An 18161-nucleotide genomic window follows, 5' to 3' on the forward strand; every position below is an offset into this window, starting at 1 on the left:
CGGTGCTCCGCCCACGAGCCGTAGCCCGCACCGCGATCCCTTCTCACGCTTCCGCGGTGGCGGCGGCGGGCTGCTCCTTCTTGCGCTTGACGATGTCCAGCACCGCGAGGTATCCGAAGGTGATCGCGGGGCCGATGGTGGCTCCGGGCCCGGCGTAGGTGTGGCCCATCACCGGTGTGGAGCAGTTGCCGGAGGCGTACAACCCCTCGATGGCGCTGCCGTCCTCGCGCAGCACCCGCCCTGCGGTGTCGGCCACCAGTCCGCCTTTGGTGCCCAGATCGCCCGGCACGATCTTGGCGGCGTAGTACGGGCCCTGCACCAGCGCGGCCAGGCACGGATTGGGCCGCACGGTCGGATCGCCGTAATACCGGTCGTAGTGGCTGTCGCCGCGGCCGAAGTCCTCGTCCTTGCCGGTCTCGGCGAAGCCGTTGAACCGGGCCACGGTCGCGGCCAGCTCGCCGGCGGGCACGCCGATCTTGCCTGCCAATTCCTCGATGCTGTCGGCCTTGACGATGAAGTCGTTTTCCATCCACCGGGACGGAAAGCGCTGACCGGGCTGTAGTCCGGCGAAGATGTAGCGGTTCCGGTAGCGCTGGTCGAACACCAGCCATGCGGGGATGTTCTCGCCCGGCCCCTCACCCTGCCCGTACTCGCCGCCGTACATGGTGTGCACTGCCTCGACGTAAGGAGCGGACTCATTTCCGAATCGCTTGCCGTCGGCGTTCACCATGATGCTGCCGGGCAGGTTCCGTTCGGCCAGCGCGAACCATGGTTTGCCGCCCTTGAAGATGGTCGGCCCCCACCAAGCGTCCTCCATGAAACCGATGGCCGCGCCCGCCGCCATGCCCGCTTGGATGCCGTCGCCGGTATTGGCGGCCGCGCCGGTGGTCCACTCGGTGGTGATGGGCTGGCGCTGGTATTTGGTGCGCATCTCCGCGTTGTGCTCGAAACCGCCGCTGCCGAGGACGACGCCGTAGCGGGCGGTGAACGTGACCGGCTCGCCCTCGTGCAGCGCACGGACGCCGGTGACGACGCCGTCGGTCACGACGAGGTCGGTCATCGGGGTGTTCAGCAACAGCGGCACGTTCGCGTCCATGAGCCCCTTGCGCATGCCCGCGATGATGGCCTGCCCCATGCCGACGATGTGTTTGCGGGTGAACTTGGCCCAGTAGGTGCGCGCGCCGACGCGCATCGCCCGGAGCATGCCCTTCGGATGACGCCGGATCAGATTGAGCCGGACGAAGTCGGCCTGCATGACCACGACGTTCAGCGGAGCCTTCGCGTACGGCGGCTCCAGGTGGAACCGCTCCTCGCCCAGGATCTTCGTGTCGAACGGCTTGGGCTCGCACGAGCGGCCCTCGGGCCGACCGCCCGGCGCCTCCGGATGGTAGTCGGAGTAGCCCGGCACCCAGGTCATCTTCAGCGGCGAGTGATCGAGCACGAAGTCCATCGCCTCGGCCCCGCGATCGATGAAGGCGTCGATCCGTTCGGAGGGCACGACGTCGCCGATGATGCTGTGCAGATAGGTCCGCGCGTCCTCGCGGTCGTCGGGCCGACCGGACGCACGCAGCGCCTTGTTGCCCGGGATCCACACGCCGCCGCCGGAGCGCGCGGTCGACCCGCCGTAGTGCGCGGCCTTCTCGATGACCACCACGCTCAGGCCGTTGTGGGCCGCGGTGAGGGCGGCGGTCATGCCGGCGGCGCCGCTGCCGACCACCACCACGTCGTATTCCCGATCAGTCATGTAGAACACGTTATAGAATGGACGCGCCATTGGTCTATGTTGTGTGGCAGAAGACTTGCTCGACGTTCCGTTTGTCGAGGAAACTTGTTTCAGTTTCAGACCGGAGTTAAGAACATGGGCCTCGAATGGGACCTGGCCACCGACGTTGTCGTGGTCGGATACGGCGCCGCGGGTGCGGCGGCCGCGCTCGAAGCGACCGCGGCGGGCGCGCAGGTGCTCGTGCTGGAACGCTTCGCCGGAGGCGGAACGTCGGCGCTGTCCGGCGGGATCATCTACGCGGGCGGCGGCACGTCGGTGCAGCGCGAGGCGGGAGTCGAGGACACCCCCGAGGCCATGTACGCCTACCTCGAGCGGGAGGTCGGCGACGCGGTCGCCCCCGAGACGCTGCGCCGGTTCGTCGACGAGAGCCCGGAACTGATCGAGTGGCTGAAGGCGCACGGAGTCCCCTTCGAAGCCTCCCTGTGCCCGTACAAGACCTCCTACCCCAACGACCGCTACTACCTGTACTACTCCGGCAGCGAGATCTCCGGCGCGTTCCGCGACATCCCGGCCGCCCAGCGCGGGCATCGGGTGAAGGGCAGGGGCACTTCGGGAAAGAAACTCACCGGCCCGCTCGCCGCGGCCGCGTCCAGGGCGGGCGTACGCGTGGAGACCCTCACCCGGGTCACCCGGCTGCTCACCGACGGCGCGGGCGCCGTGATCGGCGTCGAATGCCGCACGCTGCGTGACGCGCCCGGCCGGGTCCGGGACCGCTACACCCGCATGGCAAAGGCCGCGGCCAAACCCGGCATCTACTACCCGCCGCTGCGGCGGGCGCTCGAACAACGGCTGGAGGCGCTGGAACGTCGCTACGGCAGCACGATTCGCGTTCTCGCGCGGCGTGGGGTGGTGCTCGGCGCGGGCGGGTTCATCGCCAATCGCGACATGGTGCGGCAGTACGCGCCGGCGTTCCACGGTGGTCTCGCGCTCGGCACCACCGCGGACGACGGCAGCGGCATCCTGATGGCGCAGCAGGTCGGCGCGGCGGTGGACCACATGGACAACGTCTCCGCGTGGCGATTCCTGCTCCCGCCCAGCGCGTTCACCGGGGCGCTGCTGGTGGACGCCGAAGGTCGTCGGGTGATCGACGAGACGCGCTACGGCGCCGCGGTCGGCAACAAGCTGATCACCGAACACGGCGGCAAGGGCTGGCTGCTGGCCGACGAGCCGTTGATGCGTACCGCCATCGGGCAGATCGGCAAACAGGGCGCCTGGTTCCAGCGCGGGCAGTTCGAGACGATGCGGCGCACCGCCGTTCGCGGCGCGACGCTGGAGCAAGCCGCCGCCGAGGCGGGCATCGACCCGGCCGGGCTGCGCGCGACGGTCGACGCGCACAACACCGCGATCGAGACCGGCGCCCCCGATCCGGTCGGCAAGCCCGCCGAGTTCACCAGACCGATCCGCACCGGCCCGTTCTGGTTGTTGGATGTGGGCATCAAACCGAGCCTGACCAACCCATGCCCCATGCTCACCCTCGGCGGCGTCGTCGTGGACGAGCGCACCGGCGCGGTCAAGACGGCCGAAGGGGCCGACATCCCGGGGCTCTTCGCCGCCGGGCGCACCGCGGTCGGCGTCTGCTCCGAGTCCTATGTCAGCGGGCTGTCGCTGGCCGATTGCATCTTCTCCGGCCGCAGGGCAGGCCGGTCCGTCGCGGGCGAGCAGGTCTCGGCGCTGGAAAAGACAACTGTGGAAGGGAAATAGCGTGCTGTCCGACGCGGTACGAACCGAACTGGCCGACGAACTCGAGCGCGCGGAGCGCGACCGGGTGGCGATCGATCCGCTGATCGCCCGTCACCCGGACATCGACGTGGTCGACGCCTACGAGATCCAGCTGATCAACATCCGGCGCAGGCTCGACGCGGGCGCGCGCGTGGTCGGGCACAAAGTGGGCCTGTCCTCGAAGGCCATGCAGCAGATGATGGGCGTGGACGAGCCCGACTACGGGCATCTGCTCGCGGAAATGGAAGTCTACGAAGACGTTCCGGTCGAAGCGGGCCGCTACCTGTTCCCCCGGGTGGAGGTGGAGGTCGGTTTCGTGCTCGGCGCCGACCTGCCCGGCGCGGAATGCACCGAAGAGGACGTGCTCGCGGCTACCGTCGCGTTCGCGCCCGCGATCGAATTGATCGACTCGCGGATCAAGGACTGGAACATCGGCCTGGCCGACACCATCTCCGACAACGCGTCCTCCGCCGGTTTCGTGCTCGGCGCCCAGCGCGTCGCGCCGAAGGATATCGACGTCAAGGCCATCGACGCGGTGCTCACCCGCAACGGCGAGGTGGTCGCCGAGGGCCGCAGCGACGCCGTGCTCGGCGATCCGGTGATCGCGGTGGCCTGGCTGGCGCGCAAGGTCGCGAGCTTCGGGGTCCGGTTGAAGGCAGGCGACATCGTGCTGCCCGGCTCGTGCACCCGCGCCATCGACGCCCGTCCGGGCGATGAGTTCCACGCCGAGTTCGCCGGACTCGGCTCCGTCCGTCTGCAATTCACCTAGGGAGGCTGTCGTGTCCAACGGGACCGTCACCGCCGCGATCGTCGGGTCCGGCAACATCAGCACCGATCTGCTCTACAAACTGCTGCGGTCGCAGAAGATCCAGCCGCGCTGGATGATCGGGATCGACCCGGACAGCGAGGGCCTGAAGCGGGCGCGCGGGCTCGGACTCGAAACCTCGCACGAGGGCGTGGACTGGCTGCTCGGGCAGTCCGAACTGCCCGACCTGATCTTCGAGGCGACCTCGGCGTACGTGCACCGCGCCGCCGCGCCGCGCTACGCCGAAGCGGGCATCCGCGCCGTCGACCTCACCCCCGCCGCCGTCGGCCCCGCCGTCGTGCCGCCGGTGAACCTGGGCGCGAATCTCGACGCGCCGAACGTCAACATGATCACCTGCGGCGGTCAGGCGACGATCCCGATCGTCGCCGCGGTGTCGCGGGTCGTCCCGGTGCCGTACGCGGAGATCGTCGCGTCGGTGTCCTCGGTCTCCGCGGGCCCCGGCACGCGAGCGAACATCGACGAGTTCACCAAGACCACCAGTCGCGGCGTCGAGACCATCGGTGGAGCGCAGCGCGGCAAGGCCATCATCATCCTGAACCCGGCCGAGCCGCCGATGATCATGCGCGACACGATCTTCTGCGCCATCCCCGACGACGCCGACACCGACGCGATCGCCGACTCCATCCACCGGATGGTCGCCGACATCCAGCAATACGTCCCCGGCTACCGGCTGCTCAACGAGCCGCAGTTCGACGAGCCCTCGGTGGTCTCCGGCGGCATGGCCAAGGTGTCGGTGTTCGTCGAGGTGGAGGGCGCGGGCGACTTCCTGCCCCCGTACGCGGGCAACCTCGACATCATGACCGCCGCCGCGACACAGGTCGGCGAGGTCATCGCCGAACAGATCGTCACGGCCCGGGTGTAAGGAGCTTTCGTCATGGCCTACTCAGCAGAACTCGACATCCGCGTCACCGACACCTCGCTGCGCGACGGGTCCCACCACAAGCGGCACCAGTTCACCGCCACCGAGATGCGCGACATCGTGGCCGCGCTCGACGGCGCGGGCGTGCCGGTGATCGAGGTGACGCACGGCGACGGCCTCGGCGGCTCGTCGTTCAACTACGGCTTCTCCAAGACGCCCGAGCAGGAACTGGTCACCATCGCGGCCGAGACGGCCAAGCGGGCGAAGATCGCCGTGCTGATGCTGCCCGGCGTCGGGGTGAAGGAAGACATCAAGATCTCGCAGGACAACGGTGCGTCGATCTGCCGCATCGCGACGCACTGCACCGAGGCCGACGTGTCGATCCAGCACTTCGGTCTCGCACGGGAACTCGGGTTGGAGACGGTCGGATTCCTGATGATGTCGCACACCCAGCCGCCGGAGGTGCTGGCCAAGCAGGCGCGCATCATGGCGGACGCGGGGTGCCAGTGCGTCTACATCGTCGACTCCGCCGGCGCGCTGGTGCTGGAACAAGTCTCCGATCGGGTCGCGGCACTGGTGGCCGAACTCGGCGACGACGCGCAGGTCGGCTTCCACGGGCACGAGAACCTCGACTTGGCCGTCGCCAACTCGGTCTACGCCATCCGCGCGGGTGCCACGCAGATCGACGGCAGCGCACGGCGTTTCGGCGCGGGTGCGGGCAACACGCCCGTCGAGGCGCTGGTAGGTGTGTGCGACAAGCTGGGCGTGCGGACGGGCATCGATTTCTTCGCCATCGCCGACGCCGCCGAAGACGTCGTCCGCCCGGCGATGCCGCAGGAATGCCTGCTCGACCGCCAGGCCCTGATGATGGGCTACGCGGGCGTGTATTCCAGTTTCCTCAAGCACGCCGAACGCCAAGCCGAGCGCTACGGCGTCTCGGCCGCCGAGATGCTGGTCCGCGCGGGCAAGCGCAAGCTCGTCGGCGGCCAGGAAGACCAGCTCATCGACATCGCGCTGGAGTTGCAGCGGGAGAAGGCGACCGTCTCCGCCTGACCGGGCGGACGAAGCGGGCCGCGAACGAAGTTACCGTTCGCGGCCCGGTCTGCCCAGGAAACCGAGTTGTGTCGGTGGCAACGTCGGCGTGCGGCCCGGGCTAATCGGCGGAATTTCCCAGCTGTCCGTACTGGACGAGAAAGGCCTTGTCCGCCAAACTTTGCCAACCACGTTCGGTCGGTTCCAACGATCGCCCGCTCGTGGTCGGATCCTTGGGCCACGGCTCCCGAATATGGATCTGGATATCATCCTGCAGAATCAGTGCCAGTTCCATCGCGAACTCCTCTGCGGTCGCGCTGCCTGGTTCGGTGGGGTCGAGGGCCGCGGCAGTGCCGACATCAGGCACAGCGACGCGCACCAGATCCTTCGGCTCTGGTCGTCCGGTACGCTGGGCAAACCTGCGCCATTTATCGGTGGTCCCGGTTTCTACATGCACCGCAAATCCGAGCGAAGTTTCGATGTCGGAGGCAAGTAGCATTGCGCCTCGAACGGCGTCATCTATGTCCACGTCCTCTATCCTGCCACGGCTGTTACGGTACTGTGCATTCGTTGATCGGTGTGATGTAGACGGTCCCATCCGGCGCCGTATGGAGGCCGTCCACATGTAGCACGTCGCCGCTTTTCCAGATGTTCTTGCCGTTACGGTAACGCGCCTGTCCGAAATGAAGCATATCGTCCTTCTCTGCTTTCTGTACTTTGCTTATCGGCGACTTGTTGACGAATAGATGCCACTCGTATTCACCGGGCCGGTGGCTTAAATCGTTGATGAACCACCACCATGTGTAATATCCGATGGGATCACCATTATATGGCCTTATTTCAGATTTGAGAGTTCCGTGCGCGGTTTTCAACTGGTAGTCGAGACATAGCGGAGGGGTAGCCTGTGCGGCAGCGGGGAGTGCTACCTGGCCGGCGATGCAGCAGGCAATCGCCATCGCCGAAACTGCCACCGGCCGCCAGCGCTGACGAATGCCCGTCCCTCCGATGCTGTCGCGGGATGCTGGTTTGATGCGGCGGCTGATCCCCGAGTCGACCACGGCTTCAACGGGTGCTATCTCCTGTGGACTGGGAGTTGTCGAGCTGTGTGGGATCGACCGCGTAGCAACATCTTTGTATAGATGACTCATCATGTGTTCCTTGCTCGAACGTCGAAAGCTCCTCTGTCTATTAGGCTTCGACGCTTCAAACCCGGGCGCGGTTCCATCAGCTTCGAACTTTCTGAAGTTGTCTCCAACGGCTTGCGTGGGAACACCGACGAGCTACCCGCCGGACTGAGCACGCGGGCATTCGTTCAGGCGACGGTAAAATCGAAGGGGCAGATCGCTCGGGGCGCCGGATCGCCAGGCCCTGATGATGGGCTACGCGGGCGTGTATTCCAGTTTCCTCAAGCACGCCGAACGCCAAGCCGAGCGCTACGGCGTCTCGGCCGCCGAGATGCTGGTCCGCGCGGGCAAGCGCAAGCTCGTCGGCGGCCAGGAAGACCAGCTCATCGACATCGCGCTGGAGTTGCAGCGGGAGAAGGCGACCGTCTCCGCCTGACGGGTGGACGCGCCCGGACGAGAGCGGTGCTCCGGCCGGGTCTCGACCGTCCGCCCGTGGTCGCGGAGAAGCATCGCTGCGGCCGATCGGCGGAGTCCCGTGACGGTCGCGGTGTGGAGCGACGAGGCGGGCGGCCGGTGCTGGGCGGCTGACCTCGGCACCGGCGTCATGCCATGCGCCGGAGGGGATGCGCGCGGTCGGTCTCCGGATCCGATCCGACGTCTCCTCCGGAGTGTCCGGGGTGGGCAGGCCGATCAATACTTGCCTGTCCACCCATCCGGTGTGGAGTTCGGCAGGTGACGCGCATCGGTACGCAACTGCTGCGGTGCAGACCGAGGCCGCGCAGGGTGCGTGAACACAGGCGACGGCGCACACACAGGCGCGGCTGTGGACGATTGTGCACAACTCCGCGGCTACGGCAACGACGGGAGCGGGAAGCGCAGTAGCGCTGCGGCCTGGTGTTCCTTCAGTTCGGTGTCGGCCTTGACGTGCCGGACGGAGCCGCTCTCATCGATGACGCTCTGGGCGAGTTCGTCCAGGATGTCCTCGGTCGGGCGGGGCCGGTCGCCCGAGACCGGGCACTCGTCGCCGGACAGGCCCAGCCAACCGCAGCTGTCGCAGACCACCCCGTGCACCATCGCGCCGTCCTGGATCAGCAAGGTGTCCACCGCCTTGGCGGTGGCGGCCCGCAGGCAGTTCGCGACGTCCACGACGGCCGGGTTGCCGGTGGCGATCCGCTCCAGCACCTCGCCCACCCGGCGGACATCGACGTCCCGCTCGTAGTGCGTCACGATCTCGGTCGCGTTCTGTTTCACCTCACCGACTGTCGCCGAGCCGGTGTCGATGGTGAACGTGCCCGCGACACGCTCCCGGAGTTCGCGCGGCAGGGTGTCCACGAAGTGCGGTATCTCGTCGCGATGGCCGCCGACGGCGAGCAGGTCGTAGTCGTCCCCGGCGAACATCTCGGCCATCTCGGCCGCGGTGTGCCGGTAATGCTTCTTGAGCAACTCGTCCGCCTTGTGGTGCACCTTGTTCTCGAGCCGGTTCGCCGCGTAGTTGGGATCGCGCAGCGCGGGATCCCGGATCTGGCGCGCCTCCTCGATCTCGTCGGCGAACAGCTCCCACACCGCCGCGCTCGCCCGGTCCACCACCGCCACGCAGCAGCGGGCGTATTCCTCGAGCACGGCCAGCAGTGGCCGGGTCCAGGCCACCGCGTCCACCACGACGCGGTCGTGGACGGCGTGCGGGAGTTGCACCGCCTCGAACATGTTCTTGCCGCCGCAGGCGAACATCGCGACCGCGCCGGGCTGCCAGATGTCCGACCGGACGGTCTCGCGCATGCGGTCCAGGTCGTCGCGGACCGACAGCCTGGCTTCGTGGTCGGACGACTTGTCCTTCACCATCGGGTTGACCTCGTCCGCCATGCTGTTCACCCGGCTCACCAGCCCCGAGCGCTCGCCCGGATCCACCGGAACGTGCGCGTACATCGATACGACGGGAATGCCGTCACCTTGCATCCGGCGTATCCGTCCGATCGTCTCGGCTGTGATCATCGCTCCTCGCTTCCACCGTGGTTCGCGCGGGCCTCGGTCTGCGGCGCTTCGTACACCACGGTGTCGAGCTGGGCGCGGCAGAACCTCCGTCCGCCCGGACGACTCGCTCGACCCGATTGTTCTCCCTGTTCTGGTGGACGCGCCTCGACCTGCCGGGTCCAGTGCCGGGGCGCGGGTTCGCCCCGCTGGGCCGGTTGCGGGTGGGGGTGGGCAGCGAATCGACTGCGGGGAAGTGGCGGCCGAGTTCACGAGCGGGGGCTGAGTAATTCCAATGCAGGCGGGCCACACCGCGGCGGACGGCGCAAACCCTGCTCCTGCTCGCCGGATCGATGTCGCGGTGCACCGCCGAACGCGGGATCGCGTTCGCCGGGAAGTCGAGCGTCGATTCCTCTATCCGCGGTCACCAGCGCGGAGCGCGGTGATCAGCTCCTCGGGCGGGATGGTGCGGGGGCGGTCGCTGACCTGGCCGTCACCGAGCTCGACGAGACGCCAGACCTGGTCCTCGCGCAGCACGAAGTCGGCCGTGACGAAGGGAAGGCCCAGTGCGGCGATGGCATGTTCGACGGCGGCCGGATCGAATTCGACGTCGGGCAGCTCGTCCGGAGTGTCCGGGTGCGGGCCGACCAATCGGCACTTGCCCTCCACCCACCAGGTGCGGACTTCGGGTGACCGGAAACGCTCGAAGCGGCGCAGGACGAAACCACCGGTCAGATCGTCGCCGCGAAGTTCGTGGAATCTGTTCGCCACATGCCAGGCCGCATCCGCATCCGCGACGTCCGGGATGAACGCCGCTTCGTGCCAGTAGTGCTTCATCGACTTCGTGTAGTCGCGCAGGACGGCGGCGCCCCTGCCCAGTTCCTGACATGCGTGATCGAATGCGGCGCGGTCCTTTCCGGTGGTCCACACCGATCGCGGAGTCATCTCGGCCAGTGCGGGATACCACCCTGGCAACTCGTGAGCGCGCCGGTACTGCTCCGCGTCGGTGCGTAGCGTGACGCCCCGCTGCCGCAAACTCCGGTCGAACGCGGCGTACTGATCACTACGCAGCATCCAGCCGCGATAGACAGCCGCGCCGCCCGCGCGAACACGGCGAACGGCCCCGTCCGCGCCGCCGGTGCGAGTCAACGCGTCGTGATCGACCACAGCGACTTCGTGCCCGGCGTCGCGCGCAGCATCCGCTTCCGCGGCGAAATGTTCGTCGACACGGAGGGGGCGAAGCGCATCGGCCGGAACAAGCAACAGCACAGCCATATCCTCGCGGCCGTCCACGCGATTCCCAACCGATTTCCGCGCGTCGCGGTGAGATCGTCGCGGCCATAGTGCCGTTGAGTTACCTGCCCTCGACCGAGACTTTTATCCGCTCAGCTCCGCGACGATGCGGCGCAGTTGGGTGGCGCGCTCGGCAGGCTTCCGCGACTTCATCAGTCGCAGCAACAGCGCGTACCGCGCGGTGCGGTCGAGCTGATCGAAAGCATCTCGTGCGCGGTGGCTTTCGCTGAGAGCGGCGGTCAAATCGCCGGGACAGGTAGCGGTGCGCTGAGGCGCGTAGGCGGCCTGCCAGCGGCCGTCGGAGCGGGCGGCGGCGATCGCCGCGAAGCCCGGTGTACGCATGCGGCCCGCCGCGATCAGCGCTTCGGCTTTGTCGACGTTGATCTGCGACCACGGACTCTCCGACCGGCGCGGCGAGTACCGCTGCAGGTAGTGGTCGGCGTCGAGACCGCGGCGGTGGCTGTCGATCCACCCGAAGCAGAGTGCGCCGTCGAGCGCCTCGCCGTTGCTGATCGTCCTGCCGGCCGCCCCCTTCTTCGCGATCTTCAACCACACGTCGACCGCGTGGCCGTGATTGACGGCGAGCCACTCCTCCCACTGCGCGACGTCGGCGCATGTGAGGATTCCTGTTTCCTGACCCACGGTGCCTCCCGAGATGCGATGTCGTCTTCTCACCCCATCCTCCGCCCCAAAGTGCTCATCAACTGAGCACTTCATGCGCTACACCGCGACGATCTCGTCCAGCCCGCGGAAATCCGCGCTGTTGCGGGTGTACAGCGGTAGCCCACGTGCTGACGCGATTGCCGTCATGCCCGCTGTAGCGCGCGGAGCTACGGCGCTGCTCGCACCCTTACAACCAGGTGTCCAACGTCGTCGTCGTGAGGAAGTGCTCCAGGTCGGCGCGCCAGGGGGCCGGGGTGGTCTTCTCCGGTTCGATGGCGGTGTATTGGCCGCGGTAGAACAGCAGCGGGCGGCCGGTGGTCGTGGTCTCGGAGAGGGCCTTGACCCGGCCGATGACGATGTAGTGGTCGCCGCCGTCGACGACGCTGTCGACGGTGCATTGGATGGTGGCCAGCGCCTCGTCCAGGACGGGGAGTTCCTGGTCGGAGGTGTGCCAGGCGGCACCGGCGAACTTGTCGGGTTCGCGGGAGCCGAAGCGGGCGCACAGCTCGCGCTGCTGTTCGGCGAGAACGTTCACGCAGAAGCGCCCGGATTTCTCGATGGCCGCCCAGGATCGGGACGCCTTGGTAGGGCAGAACAGCACCAGTGGCGGTTCGAGGGAGAGGGCGGCGAAGGACTGGCACGCGAAGCCGATCGGCGCCCCGTCATCGTCGAAGGTGGTGATCACGGTGATGCCGGTGCAGAACTGCCCCAGCACGTTCCGGAACTGCCGTGGATCGATCTCGGATCCGTCCGCGGTCATCGTTTCGCTCGCCCTCTCGGTCACTGCTGCCGCTGTCCGACGGTGAAGTCGTGCCCCCACAGGCTCACCGCGGTGGATTCCCGCGCGATCCAGTCGTGGTCGTCGACTTCCAGCCCCTCACAACCGAATTCGACGTCGAATCCACCCGGCGTCTTCATGTAGAAGGAGAGCATCTTGTCGTTGACGTGCCGTCCCAGTGTCGCCGACATCTTGACCTTCTTGCGCAGCGCGCGGTCCAGGGCCAGCCCGACGTCGTCGGCGTTCTCCACCTCGATCATCAGGTGCACGATGCCGCTCGGCGTCGGCATGGGCAGGAACGCCAGCGAGTGGTGGCGCGGATTGCAGCCGAAGAACCGCAGCCACGCGGGCTCGCCGTCGGCGGGACGGCCGACCATCTGCGGTGGCAGCCGCATCGAATCGCGCAACCGGAAGCCGAGCACGTCGCGGTAGAACTCCAGGGCCGCCTTGTCGTCCTTGGTGGAGAGCACCACGTGGCCGAGCCCTTGCTCCTCGGTGACGAACTTGTGCCCGTACGGGCTGACCACCCGGCGATGCTCCAGTGCCACACCGTGGAACGCCTCGAGCGTGTTGCCGGAGGGATCGTCGAACCGGATCAGCTCGTACACCCGGCGATCGGCCAGTTCGGCGGCGGTGCCCTCTTTGAAGGGCACGCCCGCCGCGTCCAACCGATCGCGGATGTCCTGCAGCTCTTCGGCGTTGGCGGTCTCCCAACCCGAGATCTGCAGCCGGTCCTTCTCCCCGGGAACGATCACGAGCCGGGCCGGGAACTCGTCCATGCGCAAATACAGCGCTTCGGGATCGGTGCCCTTGCCCTCGACCATGCCGAGGACTTTGAGCCCGTACTCCCGCCAGGCGGCCATGTCGGTCGCCTCGATACGCAGATATCCCAGTGATCGGATGCCCATCACTTCTCCTTGACGCCCGCGAGGAAATCGATCGCGAGCCGGTTGAATTCGTGGAACTTCTCCAGCTGTGCCCAGTGTCCACACCCGCCGAAGACGTGCAACTGCGCGCGCGGGATCAGCTTGGTCGCCACCAGTGCGCCGTCGAGCGGGTTGACCCGGTCCTCGCGGCCCCAGATCAGCAGCACCGGCTGACGCAGCTTGTAGGCGTCGCGCCAGAGCATGCCCTTCTCGAAGTCCGCGCTCGCGAACGACTTGCCCATCGCCCGGGTCGCGGCCAGCGCCTCGGGCGTGCTCGCGGAAGCGAACCGCTCGTCGATCAGCTCGTCGGTGACCAACGACTGGTCGAAGACCATGATGCGCAGGAACGCCGCCAGGTTCTCCCTGGTGGGCTCGTAGTTGAACTTGGAGAGCAGTTTGACGCCCTCGGTCGGGTCGGGCGCGAACAGATTGGTGCTCAGTCCGCCCGGACCCATCAGGATCAGCTTCCCGGCGCGTTCCGGGTAGTCCAGCGCGAACCGGACGGCCGCGCCGCCGCCGAGGGAGTTGCCCAGCAGGTGCACCCGGGATGTGATCTCCAGGTGGTCTAGCAGGTCCTTCAGCGCCGACGCGCTGTGCACGAAATATTGCGGGTGCTCGGTGGGCTTGTCCGAGCGGCCGTAGCCCGGCTGATCCACCGCGAGCACGTGGAAGTGCTCGGCCAGCACCGGGATGTTGCGCGCGAAGTTCGACCATGAGGACGCGCCCGGTCCGCCGCCGTGCAGCAGGACGATCGTCGGCCCGTTGCCGACGCCCGCCTCGTGGTAGTGCAGCCGCAGGTCGGGCCGCACCTGGGCGTAACGCGAGGTCGATTCGGCGGTGAGTTCCGCGGTCGAGGTCACGGGCACCCCCTACACCATGCCGTCGGTGACGGGGAGGCCGAACTCGTGCGTGCCGTACATCAAGTAGGCGCGCTCGGGATCGTTGGCCGCGTGCACCCGGCCGGCGTGCGCGTCGCGCCAGAAGCGTTGCAGCGGAGTGCCGTTGGCGAGCGCGGTAGCGCCGGAGCTCTCGAACAGCTTGTCGATCGCGGCGATCGAGCGGCCGGTCGCGCGCACCTGGTCGCGGCGGGCCCGCACGCGCAAGTCGAACGGGATCTCCTGGCCCGCCACCAGCAGCGCGTATTCGTCGGCGACGTTGCCCGACAGCTGTCGCCACGCGGCGTCGATGTCGCTGGCGGCCTCCGCGATACGCACTTTGGCGAACGGGTCCTCCTTGGCCTTCTCGCCCGCATAGGCCGCGCGCACCCGCTTGCCCTGGTGCTCGACGTGCGCCGCGTAGGCGCCGTAGGCCATGCCGACGATGGGGGTGGAGATCGTGGTGGGATGGATGGTGCCCCAGGGCATCCTGTAAACCGGATCGGTGTTCTGCTCCAGACCGGGCGATTTCAGTTCGCTCATGGCGCGGAAGCTCAGGAACCGGTGCGACGGCACGAAGACGTCTTTCACCACGACCGTGTTGGAGCCGGTGCCGCGCAGACCGACCACGTTCCACACGTCGTCGATGCGGTAGTCGTCGCGCGGGATGAGGAAGCTGCCGAAATCGACCGGCTTGCCGTCCTTGATCACCGGGCCGCCCAGGACCGCCCAGGTGGCGTGATCGCAGCCGGAGGACCAGGCCCACGCGCCGTTGACGAGGTAACCGCCGTCGACGACCGTGCCCGCGCCCATCGGCGCGTAGGAGGAGGAGATCCGCACTTCGGTGTCCTCGCCCCAGACGTCTTCCTGCGCCTGCTGCGCGAACAGTGCCAGGTGCCAGTTGTGCACGCCCACAATGCCTGCCACCCAGCCGGTGGACCCGCAGGCGCTGGCGATCTTGCGCACGGTGTCGTAGAAGACCACCGGATCGGCGGCGTGACCGCCCCACTGCTTGGGCTGGAGCAGCCGGAAGAAGCCGGTCTCCTGCAACGCCTTCATGCTTTCGTCGGGGATGCGCCGCAGGTCCTCGGCCTCCTGTGCGCGTTCGCGCAACGTCGGCAACAGCGCTTCGACCCGTTCGGTCACTTCTTGCGTCATCTCGGGACCTGCTCCTGCCTGGTCGGTTGATGTCCGGAATCTCATTTGCCTCTGAGACTAGAACAGGTTCCTATTTCTGTCGAGAACCGGTGTCCACCCCTGCCTGGACATGCGCTCATGCAGGAAGTGAGGGGAATCGCTGGCATCGAGAGCGCCAGTTTTGTAACGTGTTCTAGTACAGATGGAGGAGGAAACGCGATGGCAGTTACGCCACAGGGCGGTGCGAAGGTCCGGGAACTGGATGTCGGCGCCGCACCGACTCGCTATGCGCGGGGATGGCATTGCCTGGGTCTGGCCAAGACGTTCCGGGACGGCAAGCCGCACGCGGTGAACGTCTTCGGCACCAAGCTCGTCGTCTGGGCCGACAGCAACGGTGAACTGCGGGTGCTGGACGCCTACTGCAGGCACATGGGCGGCGACCTGAGCATGGGCGAGGTCAAGGGCGACGACATCGCCTGTCCGTTCCACGACTGGCGCTGGTCGGGCACCAACGGCAAGTGCACCGCGATTCCGTACGCGCGCCGGGTGCCGCCGCTGGCGCGCACCAGGAAGTGGACCACGCTGGAGCGCAACGGTCAGCTGTTCGTCTGGCACGACCACGAGGGCAGCCAGCCGCCGCCCGAGGTCACCATCCCGCACATCAAGGGCCCTTACACCGACGCCGACGGCAACCCCAGCGAGCAGCTCGACAGCGGGTGGACCGACTGGACCTGGAACTCGATGCTGATCGAGGGCGCCAACTGCCGCGAGATCATCGACAACGTGGTCGACATGGCCCACTTCTTCTACATCCATTTCGCCTTCCCGACGTACTTCAAGAACGTCTTCGAGGGGCACATCGCCACCCAGTTCCTGGAGACCAAGGGCAGGCCGGACATCGGCATGGCCTCCAAGTACGGCGGTGACACGCTGCTGAAATCCGAGGCCTCGTACTTCGGCCCCTCGTACATGATCAACCCGCTGATCAACATCTACAGCGGTTACGAGGTCAAGAGCGTCCTGATCAACTGCCACTACCCGGTCACCCAGGACTCCTTCGTCCTGCAGTGGGGCATCACGCTGGAGAAGCCGAAGGGCGTCGAGGGCGAGATGGCCGACCGGCTGGCGGAGAAGATGACCGAAGGCATCAGCGTCGGCTTCCTGCAGGACGTCGAGATCTGGAAGCACAAGTCCAAGGTCGAGAACCCGCTGCTGTGCGAGGAGGACGGGCCGGTCTACCAGCTGCGCCGCTGGTACGAGCAGTTCTACGTCGATCTGGCCGACGTCACCGAGAAGATGACCCAGCGCTTCGAGTTCGAGGTGGACACCACCAAGGCCAATGAGGCATGGGAGGCCGAGGTCGCGGAGAACCTGCGGCGCAAGCGCGAGTCCGAGGAAGCCGAGGCCGGCGTCTGATGGCGGCCACCTGGGCGAAGGCACCCGATTTCGCCGACCAGCCCGCTCGGCGAGCCGAAGTGCGCGCCCAGACGGTGGTCGACAAACAGCGTTACCTGGAGGACGGCCTGACCCCGCTGCGGTGTCAGGCCTGCCAGAGCCAGGTGCTGGTGCGCAAGAGCAGCACGCACCAGACCTCGGTGCAGTGGACCGGCGATCCGGCCGAGCGCTGCCCGGTCTTCGCCGAACTGAGTGCGCGCGGCCACGGGCCGGGCCGCCCCGACTCCTGTCCGAATCTCGAGCGCACCATCGCCTGGGCCGTGGACGAGGGCGTGCTCGAAATCCCCGAGTGATCCAGCTGCGCGGGGCGGTGGGCACCGATCGGGTTGCCCGCCGCTCGCCGCGGCGGCGACCGCGCTGTCGCGGCCGAGCCGTGCTCCGGCTACGTTGACGGGAACAAAAAGGACCTTCGTGCCGGAACGGATATCGTCCGAACCGGCGCCGCAGGAGGGAGTTTCCGCGATGCTGGTGCGGCATCTGGACTGCGCGACCATGTGCCCGGTCGGCGGGCGCGCGCTGCTGGGCAGCGGTGGGCTGCTGACCGGTGGCCTGGTCGGTCATTGCCTGCTCGTCGAGTCCGAGGACGGACTGGTGCTGGTGGACACCGGATTCGGCATGGCCGACGTGCTCGACCGCGGCAGGCTGGGCGCAGGCAGCGCGCGGCTGCTGCGTCCCCGGTTGCGTCCGGAACTCACCGCGCTGCACCAGATCCGCGGGCTCGGCTATCGGCGCGAGGACGTCCGGCACATCGTGCTCACCCACCTCGACCTCGATCACGCCGGCGGGCTGTCGGATTTCCCCGACGCCACGGTGCACGTCTTCGCCGACGAACTCGACGCGGCGACCCAGCGCCCCACCATCGGCGAGAAGCTGCGTTATCAGCCGCGCCAGTGGGAGCACGGGCCCCGCTGGCTGGCCCACGAGACCGGTGCGGACACCTGGTTCGGTTTCACCGCCGTCCCGGTGCTAGAGGACATCATGCTGATCCCGCTGGTCGGGCACACCCGCGGGCACAGCGGCGTCGCGGTCCGGCAGAGCGACGGATGGTTGTTGCACTGCGGTGACGCCTACTTCCACCACCGGCAGCTGGCGGAGGGGAGGGCTCGTCCGCCGATCGGCCTGGGTGTCTTCGAGGTGCTCGCGAGCACGCTGGGGCGCGCCCGGGTGGAGAATCTGGAGCGCCTGCGCACGCTGCACGCCGATCACGGCGATCGGGTGCGGATGTTCTGCGCGCACGATCCGCACGAGCTCGCGCAGTTCGCCACGGTGCCGGTGCGCTGAACCCGGTCAGTCCAGCCGGAAGTCGGCGAAGTCGAAACCCGGTGCGACGATACAGCTGACCAGCACATATTCCGCGCCGGCGGGTCGCGCCGACTGGCTGACGCCGCCGGGCACCACGGCTTGCAGCAGGTGACCGCGCTCCACGTCGGGACCCAGGGTCACCGCTTCGCCGCCGATGTCGAGCGCGAGGGGCCCGCCGCGATGCCAGAGCCATAGCTCGTCGGAGCGCACCGTGTGCGGCGCGGACCGCTCGCCCGGCAGCAGCAGGAAATGGATCGCCGTCGCCGCGGCGCGCGGGGCCGGGTAACCTTCGGGCGTGAATTCCACTGGGCTGCGCCAGGTTTCGCGGTACCAACCGCCTTCCGGATGCGGCGCGAGATCGAGTGCGGCGGCGAGTGTCGGTCGAGTGTCGGTCATCGTTCGACTATGCCCGATCGGCGCCGCC

Annotated in this window: 19 protein-coding genes and 1 pseudogene; 9 read left to right on the forward strand and 11 right to left on the reverse strand. The window is 67.7% G+C overall.

Annotated elements, in window-relative coordinates; genetic code table 11:
- Positions 1–43: 43 nt before the first annotated feature.
- A complete protein-coding gene (kstD, locus tag GVY64_RS15750) occupies positions 44–1753 on the reverse strand; it encodes a 3-oxosteroid 1-dehydrogenase (RefSeq protein ID WP_201298026.1) in 1710 nt (569 codons plus the stop codon).
- A gap of 105 nt (positions 1754–1858) precedes the next feature.
- Here kstD and GVY64_RS15755 point away from each other — a divergent pair, with 105 nt between their 5' ends.
- From GVY64_RS15755 to dmpG, 4 genes are read left to right on the forward strand one after another with little or no spacing between them, the layout of a single operon-like run.
- Complete coding sequence (locus GVY64_RS15755; RefSeq protein WP_159842008.1) at positions 1859–3484, forward strand: FAD-binding protein; 1626 nt, start codon at positions 1859–1861, stop codon at positions 3482–3484.
- A gap of 1 nt (position 3485) precedes the next feature.
- On the forward strand, positions 3486–4271 hold the full coding sequence (locus GVY64_RS15760; protein ID WP_159842010.1) for a 2-keto-4-pentenoate hydratase: 786 nt from the start codon (positions 3486–3488) through the stop codon (positions 4269–4271).
- A gap of 10 nt (positions 4272–4281) precedes the next feature.
- Entirely contained in the window at positions 4282–5190 is a 909-nt protein-coding gene (locus GVY64_RS15765; RefSeq protein WP_159842012.1) for an acetaldehyde dehydrogenase (acetylating), read from the forward strand.
- A gap of 12 nt (positions 5191–5202) precedes the next feature.
- Complete coding sequence (gene dmpG, locus GVY64_RS15770) at positions 5203–6240, forward strand: 4-hydroxy-2-oxovalerate aldolase (protein ID WP_159842014.1); 1038 nt, start codon at positions 5203–5205, stop codon at positions 6238–6240.
- Positions 6241–6340: 100 nt separating this feature from the next.
- Here the strand turns inward: dmpG and GVY64_RS15775 are convergent, their stop codons facing one another.
- Together GVY64_RS15775 and GVY64_RS15780 are read right to left on the reverse strand one after the other, a co-directional pair.
- On the reverse strand, positions 6341–6748 hold the full coding sequence (locus GVY64_RS15775; protein WP_159842016.1) for a hypothetical protein: 408 nt from the start codon (positions 6746–6748) through the stop codon (positions 6341–6343).
- 22 nt (positions 6749–6770) lie between these two features.
- The gene (locus GVY64_RS15780) at positions 6771–7277 is read right to left on the reverse strand and encodes a hypothetical protein (RefSeq protein WP_159842018.1); all 507 of its coding nucleotides are present in this window, start codon (positions 7275–7277) and stop codon (positions 6771–6773) included.
- A 298-nt stretch (positions 7278–7575) separates the two neighbouring features.
- Between GVY64_RS15780 and GVY64_RS15785 the strand changes: the two are divergent.
- Positions 7576–7779, forward strand: a pseudogene (locus GVY64_RS15785) (4-hydroxy-2-oxovalerate aldolase); the annotation flags it as partial.
- A 413-nt stretch (positions 7780–8192) separates the two neighbouring features.
- Here the strand turns inward: GVY64_RS15785 and GVY64_RS15790 are convergent.
- Both GVY64_RS15790 and GVY64_RS15795 read right to left on the reverse strand, forming a co-directional pair.
- Positions 8193–9332 (reverse strand): baeRF10 domain-containing protein, encoded by a 1140-nt coding sequence (locus GVY64_RS15790; protein WP_159842020.1) that lies wholly within the window; start codon positions 9330–9332, stop codon positions 8193–8195.
- A 390-nt stretch (positions 9333–9722) separates the two neighbouring features.
- Positions 9723–10382: an ATP-grasp domain-containing protein gene (locus GVY64_RS15795; protein ID WP_236566860.1), complete on the reverse strand. Its 660-nt coding sequence runs from the start codon at positions 10380–10382 to the stop codon at positions 9723–9725.
- 81 nt (positions 10383–10463) lie between these two features.
- Between GVY64_RS15795 and GVY64_RS37855 the strand changes: the two genes are divergently transcribed.
- Positions 10464–10652: a hypothetical protein gene (locus GVY64_RS37855; protein WP_236566861.1), complete on the forward strand. Its 189-nt coding sequence runs from the start codon at positions 10464–10466 to the stop codon at positions 10650–10652.
- A gap of 33 nt (positions 10653–10685) precedes the next feature.
- On the opposite strand, the gene GVY64_RS15800 is transcribed toward GVY64_RS37855, so the two are convergent.
- The 5 genes from GVY64_RS15800 to hsaA all read right to left on the reverse strand — a co-directional run bounded on the left by GVY64_RS15800 (position 10686) and on the right by hsaA (position 15001).
- Positions 10686–11243 carry a YdeI/OmpD-associated family protein gene (locus tag GVY64_RS15800; RefSeq protein WP_236566862.1) on the reverse strand — a complete coding sequence of 186 codons (558 nt, stop codon included), beginning with the start codon at positions 11241–11243 and terminating at the stop codon, positions 10686–10688.
- Positions 11244–11451: 208 nt separating this feature from the next.
- Positions 11452–12024 carry a 3-hydroxy-9,10-secoandrosta-1,3,5(10)-triene-9,17-dione monooxygenase reductase subunit gene (gene hsaB / locus GVY64_RS15805; protein ID WP_159842026.1) on the reverse strand — a complete coding sequence of 191 codons (573 nt, stop codon included), beginning with the start codon at positions 12022–12024 and terminating at the stop codon, positions 11452–11454.
- A 20-nt stretch (positions 12025–12044) separates the two neighbouring features.
- On the reverse strand, positions 12045–12950 hold the full coding sequence (hsaC, locus tag GVY64_RS15810) for an iron-dependent extradiol dioxygenase HsaC (protein WP_159842028.1): 906 nt from the start codon (positions 12948–12950) through the stop codon (positions 12045–12047).
- Entirely contained in the window at positions 12950–13828 is an 879-nt protein-coding gene (gene hsaD / locus GVY64_RS15815) for a 4,5:9,10-diseco-3-hydroxy-5,9,17-trioxoandrosta-1(10),2-diene-4-oate hydrolase (RefSeq protein ID WP_159842030.1), read from the reverse strand. Before hsaD ends, hsaC begins: the two co-directional genes overlap by 1 nt.
- Positions 13829–13837: 9 nt before the next feature.
- Positions 13838–15001 (reverse strand): 3-hydroxy-9,10-secoandrosta-1,3,5(10)-triene-9,17-dione monooxygenase oxygenase subunit, encoded by a 1164-nt coding sequence (gene hsaA, locus GVY64_RS15820; RefSeq protein WP_159842032.1) that lies wholly within the window; start codon positions 14999–15001, stop codon positions 13838–13840.
- Between the two features lie 198 nt (positions 15002–15199).
- Between hsaA and GVY64_RS15825 the strand changes: the two genes are divergently transcribed.
- The 3 genes from GVY64_RS15825 to GVY64_RS15835 all read left to right on the forward strand — a co-directional run bounded on the left by GVY64_RS15825 (position 15200) and on the right by GVY64_RS15835 (position 17716).
- Complete coding sequence (locus GVY64_RS15825; protein WP_159842034.1) at positions 15200–16396, forward strand: Rieske 2Fe-2S domain-containing protein; 1197 nt, start codon at positions 15200–15202, stop codon at positions 16394–16396.
- Positions 16396–16728, forward strand: coding sequence for a hypothetical protein (locus GVY64_RS15830; protein WP_063022259.1), 333 nt, complete (start codon positions 16396–16398; stop codon positions 16726–16728). The genes GVY64_RS15825 and GVY64_RS15830 overlap by 1 nt, the downstream gene beginning before the upstream one ends.
- Before the next feature lie 169 nt (positions 16729–16897).
- On the forward strand, positions 16898–17716 hold the full coding sequence (locus tag GVY64_RS15835) for an MBL fold metallo-hydrolase (protein WP_159842036.1): 819 nt from the start codon (positions 16898–16900) through the stop codon (positions 17714–17716).
- A 6-nt stretch (positions 17717–17722) separates the two neighbouring features.
- On the opposite strand, the gene GVY64_RS15840 is transcribed toward GVY64_RS15835, so the two are convergent.
- On the reverse strand, positions 17723–18133 hold the full coding sequence (locus GVY64_RS15840) for a cupin domain-containing protein (protein WP_159842038.1): 411 nt from the start codon (positions 18131–18133) through the stop codon (positions 17723–17725).
- Positions 18134–18161 lie beyond the last annotated feature (28 nt).

Source organism: Nocardia sp. CY41 (genome assembly GCF_009829325.1).
GTDB lineage: Bacteria > Actinomycetota > Actinomycetes > Mycobacteriales > Mycobacteriaceae > Nocardia.